This window comes from Sphingobacterium hotanense, assembly GCF_008274825.1.
Lineage (GTDB): Bacteria > Bacteroidota > Bacteroidia > Sphingobacteriales > Sphingobacteriaceae > Sphingobacterium > Sphingobacterium hotanense.
Genome location: NZ_CP030848.1, coordinates 2924096 through 2941094, shown reverse-complemented (window position 1 = coordinate 2941094; position 16999 = coordinate 2924096). Strand labels below are relative to the sequence as shown.

The 16999-nt window shown below is 41.0% G+C and carries 16 protein-coding genes; 13 read left to right on the top strand and 3 right to left on the bottom strand.

Features of this window, described 5'->3' with window-relative positions; translation table 11 throughout:
• The first annotated feature begins 32 nt into the window (after positions 1-32).
• From DSM08_RS12400 to DSM08_RS12390, 3 genes are read left to right on the top strand one after another with little or no spacing between them, the layout of a single operon-like run.
• Positions 33-572: a GNAT family N-acetyltransferase gene (locus DSM08_RS12400; RefSeq protein ID WP_149526457.1), complete on the top strand. Its 540-nt coding sequence runs from the start codon at positions 33-35 to the stop codon at positions 570-572.
• Positions 551-994, top strand: coding sequence for a GNAT family N-acetyltransferase (locus DSM08_RS12395; RefSeq protein ID WP_246172240.1), 444 nt, complete (start codon positions 551-553; stop codon positions 992-994). Before DSM08_RS12400 ends, DSM08_RS12395 begins: the two co-directional genes overlap by 22 nt.
• Before the next feature lie 48 nt (positions 995-1042).
• Positions 1043-1765 (top strand): AAA family ATPase, encoded by a 723-nt coding sequence (locus tag DSM08_RS12390; RefSeq protein WP_149526456.1) that lies wholly within the window; start codon positions 1043-1045, stop codon positions 1763-1765.
• Positions 1766-2242: 477 nt separating this feature from the next.
• Here DSM08_RS12390 and DSM08_RS12385 read toward each other — a convergent pair whose 3' ends face one another.
• Positions 2243-3868 carry an ABC-F family ATP-binding cassette domain-containing protein gene (locus DSM08_RS12385; RefSeq protein ID WP_149526455.1) on the bottom strand — a complete coding sequence of 542 codons (1626 nt, stop codon included), beginning with the start codon at positions 3866-3868 and terminating at the stop codon, positions 2243-2245.
• Between the two features lie 191 nt (positions 3869-4059).
• On the opposite strand from DSM08_RS12385, the gene DSM08_RS12380 reads away from it, so the two are divergent.
• From DSM08_RS12380 to DSM08_RS12345, 8 genes are all read left to right on the top strand, one after another.
• A complete protein-coding gene (locus DSM08_RS12380; protein WP_149526454.1) occupies positions 4060-4314 on the top strand; it encodes a hypothetical protein in 255 nt (84 codons plus the stop codon).
• Positions 4315-4519: 205 nt separating this feature from the next.
• Positions 4520-7090, top strand: a complete 2571-nt coding sequence (locus tag DSM08_RS12375; RefSeq protein ID WP_149526453.1) for a SusC/RagA family TonB-linked outer membrane protein — start codon at positions 4520-4522, stop codon at positions 7088-7090.
• Between the two features lie 11 nt (positions 7091-7101).
• The gene (locus tag DSM08_RS12370; RefSeq protein ID WP_149526452.1) at positions 7102-7887 is read left to right on the top strand and encodes a SusC/RagA family TonB-linked outer membrane protein; all 786 of its coding nucleotides are present in this window, start codon (positions 7102-7104) and stop codon (positions 7885-7887) included.
• A gap of 12 nt (positions 7888-7899) precedes the next feature.
• Positions 7900-9378 (top strand): RagB/SusD family nutrient uptake outer membrane protein, encoded by a 1479-nt coding sequence (locus DSM08_RS12365; protein ID WP_149526451.1) that lies wholly within the window; start codon positions 7900-7902, stop codon positions 9376-9378.
• A 2-nt stretch (positions 9379-9380) separates the two neighbouring features.
• Positions 9381-10247 (top strand): zinc-binding metallopeptidase, encoded by an 867-nt coding sequence (locus DSM08_RS12360; protein WP_149526450.1) that lies wholly within the window; start codon positions 9381-9383, stop codon positions 10245-10247.
• Between the two features lie 30 nt (positions 10248-10277).
• Positions 10278-10478, top strand: coding sequence for a hypothetical protein (locus tag DSM08_RS12355; protein WP_149526449.1), 201 nt, complete (start codon positions 10278-10280; stop codon positions 10476-10478).
• 26 nt (positions 10479-10504) lie between these two features.
• Complete coding sequence (locus tag DSM08_RS12350; protein ID WP_149526448.1) at positions 10505-11584, top strand: DUF4302 domain-containing protein; 1080 nt, start codon at positions 10505-10507, stop codon at positions 11582-11584.
• Positions 11585-11590: 6 nt separating this feature from the next.
• A complete protein-coding gene (locus DSM08_RS12345) occupies positions 11591-12919 on the top strand; it encodes a DUF4302 domain-containing protein (RefSeq protein WP_149526447.1) in 1329 nt (442 codons plus the stop codon).
• Between the two features lie 62 nt (positions 12920-12981).
• Here the strand turns inward: DSM08_RS12345 and DSM08_RS12340 are convergent, their stop codons facing one another.
• A complete protein-coding gene (locus DSM08_RS12340) occupies positions 12982-13554 on the bottom strand; it encodes an RNA polymerase sigma factor (RefSeq protein ID WP_149526446.1) in 573 nt (190 codons plus the stop codon).
• Between the two features lie 341 nt (positions 13555-13895).
• Between DSM08_RS12340 and DSM08_RS12335 the strand changes: the two genes are divergently transcribed.
• Positions 13896-14294 (top strand): PEGA domain-containing protein, encoded by a 399-nt coding sequence (locus DSM08_RS12335; protein ID WP_149526445.1) that lies wholly within the window; start codon positions 13896-13898, stop codon positions 14292-14294.
• Positions 14295-14296: 2 nt separating this feature from the next.
• Here the strand turns inward: DSM08_RS12335 and DSM08_RS12330 are convergent, their stop codons facing one another.
• On the bottom strand, positions 14297-15250 hold the full coding sequence (locus DSM08_RS12330) for a hypothetical protein (RefSeq protein ID WP_149526444.1): 954 nt from the start codon (positions 15248-15250) through the stop codon (positions 14297-14299).
• Positions 15251-15443: 193 nt separating this feature from the next.
• Here DSM08_RS12330 and DSM08_RS12325 point away from each other — a divergent pair, with 193 nt between their 5' ends.
• Positions 15444-16892, top strand: coding sequence for an alanine/glycine:cation symporter family protein (locus DSM08_RS12325; RefSeq protein ID WP_149526443.1), 1449 nt, complete (start codon positions 15444-15446; stop codon positions 16890-16892).
• Positions 16893-16999: the final 107 nt, after the last annotated feature.

The following is a 16999-nucleotide window of genomic DNA, read 5'->3' as shown; positions in this document are numbered from 1 at the left end:
TGGTAAACACCAAATACCAGAGAGCAATGGAAATGAATGTTAACCTACAGCCTGTGCTAGAGCATGAGCAATATTTGCTGCTCCCATTACAAGCGGATGATTTCGAAGAACTATATGCAGTTGCTTCGGACCCTAAAGTTTGGGAGCAGCATCCTAATAAAGACCGTTGGCGTCGTGACGTATTCACGAATTTCTTTGAAGGCGCTTTAAATAGTGGAGGCGCGTTCAAAGTTATTGATAAAGATAGCATGGCGGTAATAGGCTGTACTCGATTTTACGACCGAGAACCACTGGATGATAGCATTCATATAGGCTACACATTCTACGCAACGAATTATTGGGGTTCGGGAGCCAATCATGCGGTCAAGCGCATGATGCTAGCTTACATCTTTCCTTATGTTTCGAAGGTACTTTTTCATATCGGTGCGGAAAACTTACGCTCGCAGATATCTATCGAGCGCTTGGGCGCAATTAAGATTGATGAGAAGGAAGTAGCCTATTACGGCGAGGGTATTAAAAAGAACTTCGTTTACTTAATTGAAAAAAGCAATTGGCAGAAATTAGAGGGGTAATTGAGCGCTACGAGTCTCAGGATTATAGGATATTGGTTGATATTTGGGAATCTGCTGTAAAAGCTACCCATCATTTTTTGAAGGAAGAAGACTTTTTGTTTTTTAAAGACGCGATACCAAACGAATATCTGCCTCACTTAGAAGTTTATGTATTTAAAGAGGAGTCTATTCTCGGATTCATGGCTGTAAATGAACATCATTTGGAGATGCTATTCGTTGATGATGCTTTCCGCGGCCGCGGTATAGGCAAGCAATTGTTGAACTATGCTGTCGAGGAACTTGGCGTAAAGTCTGTAGATGTTAATGAGCAGAACGAACAGGCTGTTGTCTTCTATCAAAGGCATGGCTTTAAAGTATCATCGCGTACTGAGCAGGATTCCTTGGGAAAAGATTATCCGGTGCTTCTCTTAGTTATCGAGTAAGTATTTCGTATTTTTGGGCTTTATAGAAGTTTGACTCCCCCGTAACGCATGAATATTCAAGACCTTATTATTAAGGATAAAGAACCAGTTAATTTAAATGATGTTTTCCTGAGCGAGGAAAACCGATTGCAGATCCAGCAATTGATTAAAGAACAATTATATGTTGATGACCTTCAACAATATGGCCTTCCGGTAAACAATAAGGTTTTGCTTTTCGGCAGCTCCGGCTGTGGGAAAACGACAACAGCTAAGGCTATAGCAAATGCTGTGGAAAGACCGTTGATCGTATTGAACCTAAGCAACATCATCAATTCTAGAATTGGGGAAACGTCCCAAAATATTAAGCAGGTATTCGATCGGGCGATTCGCGATAAAGCGGTATTATTTCTGGATGAATTTGATCAGATTGGAAAAGCTCGAGGCGAGGATGAGAACGATGTGGGTGAGATGCGCCGCTTGGTGAATACAATGATTCAGCTGATTGACTACTTGCCCGAGCAAGTGATGCTCATCTGTGCAACGAACCATATCGATATCATAGACTTTGCGCTGATCCGCCGTTTTCAATTGAAGATTAGTTTTGAAATGCCATCCAACGAAGTGTTAGATGCGTATTACGATAAGTTATTGGTTCGTTTTCCTAACGAGTTGCAACAAATAGAACGCCGGTATAACATCTCTTTTGCAGAAGCCAAAGATTACACCTATACGCTTGTAAAAGCGAAGTTAATTGCGGCGCTGGAGGGAAGGCATCAGAAAATTGTTGATTAGATATTAGATATGAGATATTAGATATGAGATTTTAGACATTAGAGTGTTGTTTGAAAGGAAGCGCGAGATGTGTGTTGTCTTTGAACCGGGGAAGGAAAAGAAAATTTGTCTGAACCAGGAAAGGAAGGATAAAAGGATAAGCAGGATTATTTGTCTTTGAACCAGGAAAGAAAGGATGTAAGGATTAGCAGGATTATTTGTCTTTGAACCAGGAAAGGAAGGATGTAAGGATTAGCAGGATTATTTGTCTTTGAACCAGGAAAGGAAGGATGTAAGGATTAGCAGGATCCTGTTAATCTTTTAATCCTTTCTTTCCTGGTTCAGACAAATTTCCCTTCTTTTCTTCAAGACAAATTTCCCTTCCTTTCTTGGATACATACCTTTCTTTCAAAAGCCGAAATGCAGTGTCTGATATCTAATGTCTAATATCTAAAATCTAAATAACAAAAAAGGCGATTCTTCGAATCGCCTTTTTTGTTATTTATACATTTGCTCGCGTTGTGCTTTTACAGCGTCGGAGTTTATGTATTCATCGTATGACATGAGTTTGTCGATGATTCCGTTTGGAGTAAGTTCGATGATGCGGTTTGCCACAGTTTGTGTTAATTCGTGGTCACGTGATGTGAATAGCATCGATCCTTTGAAATCGTTCATTCCGTTGTTTAAGGCGGTAATGGATTCCAAGTCTAAGTGGTTGGTTGGTTCGTCGAAGATCAAGAAGTTTGCTCCTTGTAACATCATACGAGAGAACATACAACGCATTTTCTCACCTCCGGATAGTACTGAGCACTTCTTCAATACTTCTTCACCAGAGAATAACATCTTACCTAAGAATCCGCGGATGAATTGCTCATCAGCATCAGGTTTCGTTGTGTAATCTCTCAACCAGTCGACAAGGTTCTCATCTTTTCCGTCAAAGAAGGCTGCGTTATCAATTGGCATATCTGCCGGCGTAATTGTTACGCCCCATTTGAATTCACCTTTATAGTCTTGATCACGCCCTGTCAGGATATCGTAGAATGCTGAGGTCACTAAGTTGTTTTCAGCTAGAACAGCAATCTTATCACCCTTATTCATCATAAAAGTGATGTCTTTGAAGTAAACTTCACCGTTTTTGGTTTTGCTTAATCCTTCGACATTCAGGATTTGATCTCCAGGCTCTCTATCCATCATGTTGAACATGATAGCAGGGTATTTTCTGTTTGAAGGCTTGATCTCATCGATATTGATCTTATCCAAAGCTTTCTTACGAGAAGTTGCTTGCTTAGATTTGGAAGCATTGGCCGAGAAACGACGGATAAACTCCTGAAGTTCTTTAACCTTATCTTCCATTTTCTTGTTCTGATCAGCACGCTGTTTCAATGCTAATTGAGAAGACTCGTACCAGAAGGTGTAGTTACCAGAGTAGATTGACATCTTGCTGAAGTCAATGTCCACAATGTGCGTACATACAGCATCTAGGAAGTGACGGTCGTGAGATACGACCAATACGATTGCTTCATAAGACGCAAGGAAATCTTCTAACCATGCAATGGTGTTAATATCCAAGTCGTTGGTAGGCTCATCCAGAATCAGGATATCTGGGTTACCGAAAAGTGCTTGTGCTAATAACACGCGAACTTTTTCATTACCATCTAATTCTTTGACTTGTTTATAGTGAAGATCTTCTTTAATTCCTAAGTTGCTCAATAGGGTTGCTGCATTGCTTTCTGCGTTCCAGCCATCCATTTCAGCAAATAAACTCTCTAACTCACCCGCACGCTCTCCGTCGGCATCAGTAAAAGGATCTTTCATATAGATTTCATCCTTTTCTTTCATGACTTTGAATAGTTCCTGATTACCCATCATGACAGTTTGGATTACAGGGAATTCATCGAATGCATAGTGGTTCTGGTTAAGAACTGACATGCGCTCGCCTGGTGTAAAGGAAACTGATCCAGTGCTTGGATCTACTTCTCCTGATATGATTTTTAGGAATGTAGATTTACCAGCACCATTGGCACCAATAATACCGTAACAATTTCCGGGAGTAAACTTTAGGTTGACATCTTCGAATAGAACACGTTTTCCATAGCGAAGAGATAAATTTGATACATTAATCATGGTGCAAAGATACGCTTTTCGATTGGATTAGTGTACGGTCAAGTCGCTAATTATTAGGTGCTGATTAGAAGTCGATTGGATAGGATGAAAATATTTTTTTGAAGTGGATAGTACGGTGCCTAAAAAATACTGTTTATCATATTGAACGGCCTTCAAAGTTTCGCGTCGTTTGAAAATTATAACCACCAATTATGACGGAAAGAATTACAGAATTCTTGTTGGAGAATTATTTATCCGATGGTTGTTCCAAAGCCGAAATGAAGCGCGTTGAGGAGTATGTGAATTCAGTAGAGGGTAAGCTGCATTTGGATGAGTATTTAGATAAGGTTTGGGAGGCAGCGTCGAAGGAGCGAGTCGATGAGGATGTGTTGGATGAGTGTAGAGGCTTGTTTTTAATGGAGGTGGCAAAGGAAAACCACTTTGAGGAACGTAATGGTAGGAAGTAGCATGGACATGGAGATCCCTCCAACAAATTGACTGAAAGATTAAGATTCATCATAAACATTAATAAACAACATTGGCAATCAATTTAGGGCATTAGAAGGAAATGCCGAACGTGGCGGCACCATTCGAAAGATCTTTTTTAAATAAGCTTTAACCAAAATACACGCTAAGTTTTGATAGATTTTTTATGACTAATTACTTAACTATATGGATTTATTTTTAATTTTTAACAAAGCGAAGTCGTTATGGATAACAACATTTTCTTCCATGTTGATTTTATTCCTACTATCTAGCGCTGAGGCGAATAGCGTGGGTTCCATAGACTTCCAACGAACCATTAAAGGGGAAGTGCGCGATCAGGGCGGTAAACCATTATCGGGAGCTTCAGTGATAATCAAAGGCACTTCACAGGGGGTGTCAACCGATTCCGAGGGGAAGTTTACACTACAGGTTCCTGCGGGCGCAGTTCTTCAGATTCGATTATTAGGCTACGAAGGACAGGATATCACCGTTGGTGCACGTGATTTTATTAGCGTCAATATGAAGGCTACAAGTACGGTTCTTGATGATGTTGTAGTTACGGGCTATCAGGTGGTAAGTAAGCGACAATTCACTGGCGCTTCTACGAAGATTAACACCGAGGATGTCCGTCGCGACGGTATTGCCGATGTCAGCCGGATGTTAGAAGGACAAGTTGCAGGTGTTTCGGTTCAGAATGTATCGGGGACATTCGGAGCTGCTCCTAAAATAAGGGTTCGGGGTGCGACTTCCATCAGCGGGGACAACAAGCCTTTATGGGTTGTAGATGGGATGATCCTGGAGGATATTGTCAATATTTCTAACGAGCAGTTGTCAACGGGCGACCCGGCGACCCTAATCGGATCGTCTGTAGCAGGATTAAATCCTGACGATATTGAGAGCTTCGAAATATTAAAAGATGCCGCTGCGACATCTCTATATGGCGCTCGTGCAATGAACGGGGTTATCGTCATTACGACCAAAAAAGGTAGGGTTGGAACACCTTTAGTTTCCTATACTGGAAATTTCTCAACCTATCTCAAACCTTCTTACAGTCAGTTTAATATTATGAATTCCCACGATCAGATGTCGATGTATGCGGAAATGCAACGTAAAGGATGGCTGAATTATGGGCAAACGTCTCGATTTGCCAATGGTGGTGTATTCATTAAGATGGCAGATCTGATCAATCAATATAACGAGTCGAACGGGCAATTTGGGTTGAAGAATGATCCAGCAAGTAGACGTGCTTTTCTAGAGCGCTATGCGAACGCTAATACGGATTGGTTCGACGTGTTGTTCGATAATTCGCTAATGCAAGAGCATGCATTAAGCGTGTCTATGGGTACAGAAAAAGGCCAGTTGTATGTCTCTACAAGTTATTTGAACGATAATGGCTGGAGTAAAGCAGACGCGGTACAACGTTATACGGGGAATGTGCGGGCGACTTTTACACCAAGCAAGCGCCTTAACTTTGGAATTATCGCGCAGGGATCGATTCGTGATCAAAATGCACCGGGAACCTTAGGACGGACAAGTAACCAGGTTACTGGAAGCTTTGATCGTGATTTTGATATTAATCCCTTCAGCTATGCCCTAAATACCAGCAGGGTGCTTACAGCCTATGATGAAAAGGGAAACCTCGAGTATTTTAGACGGAATTTCGCACCCTTCAATATTCTCAATGAATTGGAATACAATAATATCAAACTGAATTTTATTGATTTCAAAATGCAGGGTGATTTGCGATATAATATTCTAAACAACCTTAAGTTTTCTTTTGAAGGAGCATATCGATATGCGGTTACCAATCAGGAGCATAACATCCACGAAAACTCGAATATCCCAAATGCATATCGAGCAGATGCGGATGCGACAATTCGAGAATCGAACAGGTTTCTTTATCGTGATCCTGATAATCCGGAAGCTGAACCTATTGTTATTCTCCCTTACGGAGGATTCTATAATACAGACGATGTTAATATGGTTAGTTACAATCTTCGGAATTCCTTGGATTACAATGTAAAACTCGCGGAGGATCATAAGCTGAATTCTTATGCATTTATGGAGCTCCGTTCTGCTGATAGAAAGTTTAAGGTTTTCAACGGATATGGCTATCAATTTGATAAGGGCGGTGTACCGTATGTGGATCCTAAATTTCTGAAAATGATGGTTGAAGCGAATGCGAATTATTTTGAAATGTCCAAGCGTAAGGAGCGTTTTCTAGCCTACGGTTTGAATTCTCGGTATACTTTTAAAGATCGATACAACGTGGCGGGAACTGTTCGCTATGATGGTTCCAACTTAATGGGGCGCACGAATACAGCGCGTTGGTTACCGACTTGGAACCTGAGTGCTTCCTGGAACATCGATGGTGAGGAGTTTTTCCAAAGGCAAAGCTTTATCAATACGGCGACCCTTCGGGCGAGTTATGGATTGACAGCTAGTAGCGGACCTGCTACTAATTCGAGCGTTGTATTGCGTAATCGAGCAGCCAATAGACCTTACTTAACCGAAAGAGAGTCTGTTATCGGGATAGCTAATGTCGAGAACTCAGAGTTGACTTGGGAGAAGATGTACAAGGCTAATATCGGGTTTGATATGGCCATGTGGAATAATAGACTGACACTAACGATGGACTATTATGACCACGATAGCTACGATCTGATTGGACGTATTCGGACCGGCGGTATTGATGGGGAAGCTTTGAAGTTAGCAAACTATGCTGACATGGAAGCCTATGGTGTTGAAGGTCCTTAGGTGTCAAGTTATTGAATAAATCGGATTGGAAATGGGATACACAATTTAATTTCGGATATAATAAAGCGAAAATTACGAACCTACGTAATGAGCCCAATATTTGGTCACTCGTAAATACAGACGGTGGCGCCATGGTGGGGTATCCGCAGCGAGGCTTGTTTTCATTAGATTATAGAGGACTTGATCAAAAACAGGGGATGCCTAAATTCATCAATGAAAAGGGAGAGGAGTCTCCAGAGGTCTTTTTACAAGATCTAAATACTTCACATCTCGTTTATGGAGGTTCTATCGATCCACTGCTAACCGGTGGTTTCTTCAACGGATTCCAATATAAGAATATTCGGCTTACAGCATTAGTGACCTTCAGTACAGGGAATGTTGTGCGTCTTAGACCAGCGTTCAGAAGCTCATATACAGAGTTGGATGCGACGCCCGACGAGTTCTTGAATCGATGGCTAATGTATGGTGATGACGCGGAACCTTCCATACTCGACCGACGTGAGAACTCCGATATCATCGGTTCTTATCCGTATAATAACTACAATTATTCCACCCGTCGGGTTGCTAAGGGTGACTTTATTCGCTTGAAGCAAGTGATGCTCTCATACAATTTGCCGCAGAATTTACTCAAAACATCGACATTGAAATCAGCGTCGTTGAGCTTGGTCGCAAATAATCTTTGGTTGATTTACTCGGATAAAGATTTGAATGGACAGGATCCTGAGTTCTTTGGCTCTGGCGGTGTGGCAATGCCTATCCCTCGTCAATTTACGCTATCACTTAAACTAGGAATTTAGAACCAAACGATTATGAAAACTATAAATAAGATTATTATCCCATCTGCGATTTTATTCCTAGGTCTTTTACCGTCATGTAATAAGTTCCTAGATGTAAATCCTGATATGCGAACCGAAATTAATTCGGTGGAAAAAGTCGCTGAACTTCTGGCGACAGCATATCCGCAAGCAAACTATATCAGTTTTACGGAGGGGATGTCGGATAATGCAGGCGATAAAGGAGCAGGAACAGTGGAAATCGTAAATTCAGCGCCTTATCGATTTGAAGATGTCGCGGATATCAATATGGATTCGCCAACTTATTATTGGAATGCAGCTTATGCTGCTATTGCTGCCGCAAATCATGCGTTAGAGGCTATTCAAAAAGCGGGTGATGATCCTGCATATATACCCTACAAGGGTGAGGCTTTAGTCGCTAGAGCTTATGCGCACTTTATGTTGGTCAATTTCTTTGCACAACCATACGACGCAACAAATGCTGCAGCCAATCCGGGGATACCCTATGTTACGGAAGTGGGCAAAGTGGTCATTGGCAAATATGAACGTAGCACTGTCGCTGAAACCTACAATAAGATCGAAAAAGATCTGTTAGAAGGGTTGCCGCTATTAGATAATGCCGCTTATAAGAAAGCTCCAAAATATCATTTTACCGTTGCGGCTGCACATGCTTTTGCTACGCGTTTTTACTTGTTTAAAAAAGACTATCAGAAGACTATTGAGCATGCAAACCAAGTCTTCGTGGGGGGCGATATAGCATCCAGTCTTCGTGCTATCAATTCGGAAGCTTACCGTTCATTTCAATACTATGAGCTACAAGCTCAATATACACGAGCAGACAATCCAGCGAATTTATTGATGGCAGAAGCCCCTTCTATTTGGGGAAGGTTTTATCCCGTATATCGTTATAGCCTGACGACTGATATCATGAATGAGCTTTTCACGACGTCCAATGTCACTGACGGTTCGTGGGCATATAATATCTACGGAAGAGAAACGAGCCTAAATATCCCTAAGTTTAGGGAACACTTCGTTCGCCAGACGTTGAACGCTGAAATCGGAACGCCATACAATATTATTCCATTGTTTACTGCAGAGGAGGTGTTGTTCAATAGAGCGGAGGCATATGCCGAATTAGCAAAATATGATAATGCCATACAAGACTTAAATGATTTCGCGTCCAAGCGCATTATACATAGTCCTTCGATTCCGATATATGTTCCAGAATTGCACAGTATTACAGACCGGAACCTGTTGGAATTTTACAAAACGGCAGATTTGAAGCGTGCGATCGTACAGTGTGTGTTAGATTTCAAACGCGTAGATTTTATTTTTGAAGGACAACGCTGGTTTGATATTATTCGTCACAAATTACCGGTTACCCATAGGACTACGGACAATGAGATACTCATCTTGGGAGTTAATGATCCGATGCGCGTGTTCCAGATTCCGCAGGAAGCACAAAGTTCTGGTTTAGCCTTAAATCCTCGCTAATTATGAAAAGAAATAACATCACTCAATATTTAATACCTCTTTTATTGTTGCTTTTGGCCGCTTGTGGCAAAGAAGAAAAGATAAAGGACACTCCAATACTAGGTCTAGGAGGGGATACCTGGGTTAGTGGTCCAATTGATGATTGGTTGAAGAAGGAATTTCTTGATCCTTACAACATCGAAGTAAAGTATCGCTGGGATCCATATGAGTTGAATTATGTAAAGAGTATCGTCCCTATTCGGGAAGAGAAGATTCAACCCTCTATGTCGTCCGTTCGCGAAATATGGATTAAGCCCTATGTCAAAGTAGCGGGAGAATCTTTCATCAAGAAATATGCACCGAAGCAGTTCGTACTAGCTGGCAGTGCGGAATGGAACAATGATGGAACAATCGTGTTAGGTCAAGCTGAAGGCGGCAGGAAGATCGTCTTGCTCCTTTTAAACAAATTTGATCCTAAGGACAGACCGCAAGTTGAGCGTATGCTGCATACTATGCATCATGAATTTGCTCATATCCTACATCAAACAAAGTTGTATCCGTTAGAATGGAAGGCCCTGAATCCGGAATGGTATACAGCGACATGGTTTAATAATACGGATGAAATTGCGCATCAACAAGGCCTGATATCCGCTTATGCGAAGGCGAATGCTGACGAGGATTTTGTTGAAACTGTCTCGTTTTTATTGGTATACGGACAAGCTCACTTTGATTCGGTGGTCAATAAAGAGAATGTTCCGGCAAAAGCCAAAGCGATTCTTAGAAAGAAGGAGTCGATGGTTGTCGATTATTTCACTAAGCAATATCAAATTGACTTTAGGGCATTACAGCGAGAGACACAATCAGCATTGGCAGCCTTTCTTGCAGAGTAACCATTATTCATCATTTCAAAATTAAACAGCATGAAAAAATATATAGCTTGGATAATTTTAAGTCTTCTTGTTCTAACTTACTCCTGTAAGAAGAATGAATTTGAAGGCGAACGTCCGGACAAAAAGCTGGGGGAAGCCATGGTTTCATTTGAAAAAGCATTGGTTTCAGCGGAGCATGGTTGGAAAGCGCATTTGTACCCCGATAGAGGGCGAGGCTTTGGTTTTTATTAAAGTTTAACGATAAAAACCGGGTAACCATGTATTCAGATATCAATAATACAACAGGAACAGAATCCAAAGAAAGTTCTTTTAGATTAAAGGCTGTCACAACGCCGGCGCTTTATTTCGATACCTATTCGTACATGCATCTGCTGGCAGATCCAGATCCATCCATACTGAACGGGGTGCCTGGTTGGGGAATGTTTGCAGATTTCGAGTTCAATTTCAAAAAGGTCAGCGCGGATACCATAGAGTTAGTCGGCAGTTTATCGCAGAGTAAACTTGTCCTTGTGAAAGCGAATGCGGAGGAAGCAACAGCCTACAGTAACGGCAATTTGAACAATTTACGAACTGTCGCCGAAAAATATAATCAAACTGCGCGTTTCCCATTTCTCAACACCAAGTCGGGCGTTCGCGTCAGCACGGCATTGAACCTGATCACCAAAGAAGTTTCTTTCGTTTATCTGAAAGATTCCAAATTGGAGACGAAGAGTCTAGGATTCGCCTTTTCCGGAATCAATGAAATCGTATTAAAGGAAGCATTTGAATTTGATGACTTGCATATTGAAAAGTTTATCCTCGGTTTAGAGGACAATAGTGTTCACGCAATAAATGCAGGACAGAACGTGCCGATTCAATCTGCAAGCGAGCCTATTCTGCCGCTCAACAAAATCCTAGGCGTGCAATATATGTCTATTGTCGTCCCAATGGAACAGGCAGTTGTAGGTAGCGGAGCTGAATTTAATACACGAAGAAATGCGTTTTTGACGGCAGGGAAGGCTCGCTTAGCTGCCGGCACTACATTTCCGCAGATGAATTTAGTTTTTGATATCAATGAACAATTATTGATAGTAAACCAGATTATTCGACAGGGATTGAATAGTTTCTCCGCCCTTTATATTTTCACCTACCGCATGGATGGGGACCATTTTGTGCTCAACTATGAGCAACCTCTCTATGGAAATGCCGAAGTGCTCGAGAATGCCTTTGAGCCAATCATTGAAGGCCTTCATCAAGGGAAGTTTGAATTTGAATATGAATTGACGGCCTCCCAGGTTAGAGCCAGTGGCGATAATAAGAACTTAGCAGGATTTAAATTCATTGGCGACTTAAATTAGAAAATTATGAAAAAGTTAATAACGATTATACTAGTTGCTTTCTCAATAATGTCCTGTACTAAGGATAAATCTTCCGCTTATGATGTGGAAGAAGTCTTCCCGAGTTCAGAAGAAATGCTCGCCCAGTTTCAGAAAGCGCTAGATGCAGGATCTTCACATTGGGAAGCAATATTAAATCCAAATGCTGGAAAAACCTACAATCTATATTTTCAGTTGGCGAAGGATGGGAAAGTTCCATCATTAGCGGACTTAACGGTGAAGAGTGCAAAAGATACGAAGGCTGCGACCTATCGATTAGAAGGCAAAGCAACCCATGCAAGCCTTATTTTTTCTGCTGGAACCTATCTGGATGATATCTTACATAAAGAAGGATTTAGAAATGTCGGTGCCGATACGTCCTATGCATTCGAAAGTATGAAAGGTGATACCTTAATTCTCAGAGGCAACAGATTCGGCGATGAGCTTAAATTGATCAGTCTGAAGGCGGAGGATGTCAGCAAATATGAAACCGGCATGCTGAGGAATACCTTTGGCTACTTATCGGAATTCTTTGAAAGTCGACGATTCTTTTATTTCATCGCAGAAGGTAATATTCCGGTTCAATTTATTATAGATCCAGAAACTCGTAGTATTCGCGTATTGTATGTTGAAAACAAACAGCTCAAGTTTAGTACTACGGATTACGCCTATGGAATTGAAAAAATTCGCTTAAAAACACCACTTCGGATTGGAAGCCAGATTATCAGTGATTTAAATTTTGATACCCAGAAAAAGACTTTCTATTTGCAGAAGAACCAAGCATCGCGCTATGATTTATTAGGCGCAAGCTTACCTGTAATCCCATTACACATTATGTTGGGTGAAGAAGTGTCGCCCATTTTGTCTATGCCTTCACCGATATTTATTGAAGAGTTGCCGGGCTGGTCTACTTCATTTCGGGATGTTTGGATGGAAGCAACAAACAAACTATTCAGCGAACGGAGCTTTTATTTATTAGTAATGGCCTTTGAGTTGAATACCAAGGCTAATATCTTAGATTTAAAGCTGTATTTTCAACGAGGCAGCAGCATCTTTTTAGGAACCTTTCCTTTCTCATTTGAGAAAACCGATGCCGGCGTCTATACCTTAAAACGACTTCCGTTTGAAGCAGGTAGTATTCCACATGCCAATGCTGAGTTTATCGAACCTTCCGTTGCTGGACTTATTGGACTATTTCCGGATAAACAATATACTATTGATTATTATGACGCTGGGGATAACGTCATCGGACAGTTTAAAAGCGTAGACCAAGCTGAGCTCTATTTTACAGGCGAGTTTGGAAGTTACTTTGAATAAACGCAACAATACTCTTATCCTAGTCTTTTATACTATAGACTAGGATAAGAGTTTCTAAAAAATTATTGATTTCTGTAGTCGTTTAACTTGCCCTTCACATAGGCTATTGAAGCGCTTATTTGATTGCGAACGGTATGTACGGATATATTCAATTTCTTTGCTATCTCGGCATAGGTCATGTCGTCCTCTCTACTTAAACAAAATACGAGTCGCCGTTGTTCTGGAAGGTCCGCGACAATCCTACTGACTCTGTTTTCTAACTCTTTGAGGTTTAGCTCTGCATCGGCAGTGCCGTCATACGCCAGAGCACTCGAAAGCTGCGGGTTTGAAATAGATTCTGTGATAAGCTTTTTGCTTTTATGGAAATTGATAACTGCATTTTTAGCAGCTTTGACCATATAGGGGCGGAGGGATTGATCGCCATCAATCCGTATAAGGTCTCTTTTCTGCCACATCTTAAGCATAACATCCATAGCGATTTCTTTCGCTATATCGCTGTTCTTTATTAATCGGTTTGCAAAGGAGAAAATTTGGAAGAAGTACTTATCGAATATAATCGATAACGCCATTTCATTGCCATGGCTTCCAAGTTTCAATAATTCGGCATCGGATAATTTAAGTAATCGGTTCTTCATGATAAGCTATAAGTTTGTAACTAACTATAAAATACAATCCGTAAAAACCGCTTTTTAATTAAGTAGTAGGGAAAACTATTAATCAATTGGTTAATGTAATATACAAATAAAACTAAACTAATCCAATATTAATTTATTATTAAATATACTAGGTTGTTTGGTTTAGTTATTTTCAAGGGAAGAGTCTGTGGAAAAGATACCTGTGGAATGTAATAAATAACGTTTTAGCGTTGTGTTAGGGAATTGGGGTTGAATAATCAACTTGTTAATTTCAATTAAAATGATAATTTTGGTTACAATTAGATCACTAGAGAATAAAAATATTAATTTAATATAAACTTATGATGAATTATACATTGCGCTCATTACTACTTGGAAGCGTCTTATTCTTTACTTCTTGTGCTACGGTATTTACAGGCACAAAACAAAACGTCATGATCAGGTCCAATCCGGAGGGCGCTACGATTGAAGTCGATGGTTTTGAGCGAGGTGTCACGCCTATGCCGGTAAAACTTAGAAAGGGATTCCGTGGACAAACTGTAACCTTGAAAAAAGAAGGATATGTTCCGTTTGAGTTCCGCCCTAACACCTTTTTTAATTTCGCAGCCATCGGAAACCTAATCAATATATTCGGATGGGGGATTGACGCGGCGACTGGCGCCTTCATGAAATATGATCCCGCAGTTTACGACATCAAGATGAAAGAGGTTGTAGATAAAAACGAAAAGGCTAATAAGTAATCTTAAAATTTATCCAATTCCAAAGCGAGCGCTTTCAAATCTTGTTTCATCAGATTGATATTCGACTCCAATTGATCATACATGTCAGCTCGGTTGTTTAGCTGCTCGCTTGAATATTTTCCGCCTTCACCAAAATACAATTTAACAAGCTCATCGCTCGAGTCTTTATCGATTTGCCCTAAGTGAGTCCACTTTTCGATAATCTGTTCGCGGAAAGAGGAAGTTACATTATAATCCGGGTTAGCGTAATTTAGATAATACCAAACAGCGGGAGGGAAGATCGCCGAGGTCTTGCTGCCGAACCAAATGTCTTTCAGCGCATTTCGTTTATGTTGGAACTCAATCGATGCTTTATCAAAAAACATCAAAAAACCGAAGGTAGCTTCTGCAATACCCGTCGAGATGCCGGTCGCATTGGCAGCAGTTTCATTTTTAATAACTCCACCGGTCAATATCGCCCCGACGGCACCAACCACAATTGCTGCAATTGTCAACTTCGACTCGCGCTCGTCCGCAATACCCGAGAGATAATTCGCAACCTGGCTAGTACGTTCTTCTTCGCAATCCATCTCCGAAGATATTGCTGAAATCTCCAAGGAGGAAAGATTGATCTTATGATCTATATCCTGTTTTAATTCCAATAGTTCAATCCGCTGCTCAGTGTTGGGATTTCCTTGATTCAATTTTAAGCTCGTGTAACGCTCAAGCGTCGGTATCAGTCCTATCGCATTGGCGATGTTCAGGCTGTTGTGGCTGAGTTTCTTGCTGAGTGCCGGTGATATTTGCTGAAGATGAAGCGGGGTCGCGATATCTGACTCCGTATAATCATATACGTTTCGTTGATTACAATTGCTGTGCTGTAACAAGTTTCGGATCTCCGCATTCTTAATTGTGGCACAGGACGACACGAAAAACAACAGTAAACCGAAACCGGCAAATTTTATCAAGGCTCTCATGGGTGATAATTTGAAAGTAAATAAAGTGATTATCAGCGATATTTTCCAAGCTATAGCGTAATATTTTTTCTCGTCGCCGGATATTCAGATATCCCTTTCTTGAAAACCAAATCAAAATAAAATTTCTATAATTAGCGAAAAAAGTAGTTTCTTTACGCATATTTCACTTTTAATAAACAATTAAACCAAATTAATGGACCATATTGTATCCAGTATTTCATCTCTTGTATGGAGTGATATTTTTATTTATTTATGTCTATGTACGGGCCTTTACTTTTCTATCCGTACGGGTTTTCTACAGATTACCTATTTAAGAGATATGCTTCGGCTTCTTTTCGCGAAAAAGCAGGGCGATGAGGGTATTTCATCGTTTCAAGCGTTCGCACTGGCCATCTCAGGGCGCGTTGGAACCGGAAACATTATTGGTGTGGCGACTGCAATCTTTTACGGCGGACCAGGTGCAATCTTCTGGATGTGGGTAATTGCGTTTCTAGGCTCTGCCTCTGCATTTGTGGAAGCCATGCTAGGACAGGTATATAAACAAAAAGACGGTTCGGAGTTCCGCGGTGGTCCCGCTTATTATATCGAGAAAGGATTAGGTGTTAAGTGGTATGCTATATTATTCGCTGTACTGACCATCATCAGTGCAGGGATTTTATTACCTGGTGTGCAAAGTAATGCGATTGCATCTTCGGTAAACAATGCATTCGCGATCCCAACTTCTTATACAGGTATTGCTGTTGTCGTTTTATTGGTGTTGATCATCTTTGGCGGCGTAAAGCGTCTGGGCACTGTAGCAGAGTTCGTAGTGCCTTTTATGGCGGGAGGATATATCTTGATGACGCTTGTTATCATTGCAATGAATTATCAACAGATCCCTGAAGTCTTTGGACTGATATTTAGTAGTGCGTTTAGTCTGGATGCCACTTTCGGCGGAATTATTGGTATGGCAATCGCATGGGGAGTGAAACGTGGTATCTATTCGAATGAAGCAGGACAAGGTACGGCTCCGCATGCCGCTGCCGCAGCAGACGTAAACCATCCAGCTCAACAAGGATTGGTTCAGGCTTTCTCCGTTTATGTAGATACCCTTTTCGTATGTACTGCTACCGCTCTGATGATTTTATTTACAGGGATGTATAATGTAACGAATACGGATGCGGCAGGAAAGGCAACAACTTTATTGCAAGAAAATCTTCCAGGTGTAGATTACAATGGGTTTACGCAGGCCGCCGTTTCACATCATTTCCCGGGATTCGGAGGTAGCTTTGTCGCCATCGCTTTATTCTTTTTCGCCTTCACAACAATTATGGCGTATTACTATTACGCCGATACCAACATCGTCTATCTGATAAAGAACAATAAAGTACGCGCAATCGTTGGGCGTATTTTCCAAGTGGCATTCTTAATAGCTGTTTATTATGGAACGATAAGAACAGCCGATACCGCATGGGCGATCGGCGATATTGGAGTTGGACTGATGGCTTGGGTTAATATTATAGCGATCCTTCTTATGAGCAAAATTGCCATGAAGGTATGGAAGGATTATAAAATAAAGCGGAAGCAAGGAATCGAAAACCCGGACTTCGATCCAAAGGAAATTGGAATCAAGAATGCCGATTACTGGGAGAAGCGAGACTAGGAAGTAGATTTTAGATATTAGATGTGAGACATTAGAGTAGGATAGCTCTTGCATGTTTTCCATGTTTATTACTAGAATCGACGATATAAAAGATAGAGGCTGCTTCT

Excerpts from the sequence above, each read along its gene's own strand:
- DSM08_RS12400 (WP_149526457.1), top strand. The coding sequence starts at position 33 with ATGAATGTTAACCTACAGCCTGTGCTAGAGCATGAGCAATATTTGCTG.
- DSM08_RS12390 (WP_149526456.1), top strand. The coding sequence starts at position 1,043 with ATGAATATTCAAGACCTTATTATTAAGGATAAAGAACCAGTTAATTTA.
- DSM08_RS12385 (WP_149526455.1), bottom strand. The coding sequence starts at position 3,868 with ATGATTAATGTATCAAATTTATCTCTTCGCTATGGAAAACGTGTTCTA.
- DSM08_RS12380 (WP_149526454.1), top strand. The coding sequence starts at position 4,060 with ATGACGGAAAGAATTACAGAATTCTTGTTGGAGAATTATTTATCCGAT.
- DSM08_RS12375 (WP_149526453.1), top strand. The coding sequence starts at position 4,520 with ATGGATTTATTTTTAATTTTTAACAAAGCGAAGTCGTTATGGATAACA.
- DSM08_RS12365 (WP_149526451.1), top strand. The coding sequence starts at position 7,900 with ATGAAAACTATAAATAAGATTATTATCCCATCTGCGATTTTATTCCTA.
- DSM08_RS12360 (WP_149526450.1), top strand. The coding sequence starts at position 9,381 with ATGAAAAGAAATAACATCACTCAATATTTAATACCTCTTTTATTGTTG.
- DSM08_RS12355 (WP_149526449.1), top strand. The coding sequence starts at position 10,278 with ATGAAAAAATATATAGCTTGGATAATTTTAAGTCTTCTTGTTCTAACT.
- DSM08_RS12350 (WP_149526448.1), top strand. The coding sequence starts at position 10,505 with ATGTATTCAGATATCAATAATACAACAGGAACAGAATCCAAAGAAAGT.
- DSM08_RS12345 (WP_149526447.1), top strand. The coding sequence starts at position 11,591 with ATGAAAAAGTTAATAACGATTATACTAGTTGCTTTCTCAATAATGTCC.
- DSM08_RS12340 (WP_149526446.1), bottom strand. The coding sequence starts at position 13,554 with ATGAAGAACCGATTACTTAAATTATCCGATGCCGAATTATTGAAACTT.
- DSM08_RS12335 (WP_149526445.1), top strand. The coding sequence starts at position 13,896 with ATGATGAATTATACATTGCGCTCATTACTACTTGGAAGCGTCTTATTC.
- DSM08_RS12330 (WP_149526444.1), bottom strand. The coding sequence starts at position 15,250 with ATGAGAGCCTTGATAAAATTTGCCGGTTTCGGTTTACTGTTGTTTTTC.
- DSM08_RS12325 (WP_149526443.1), top strand. The coding sequence starts at position 15,444 with ATGGACCATATTGTATCCAGTATTTCATCTCTTGTATGGAGTGATATT.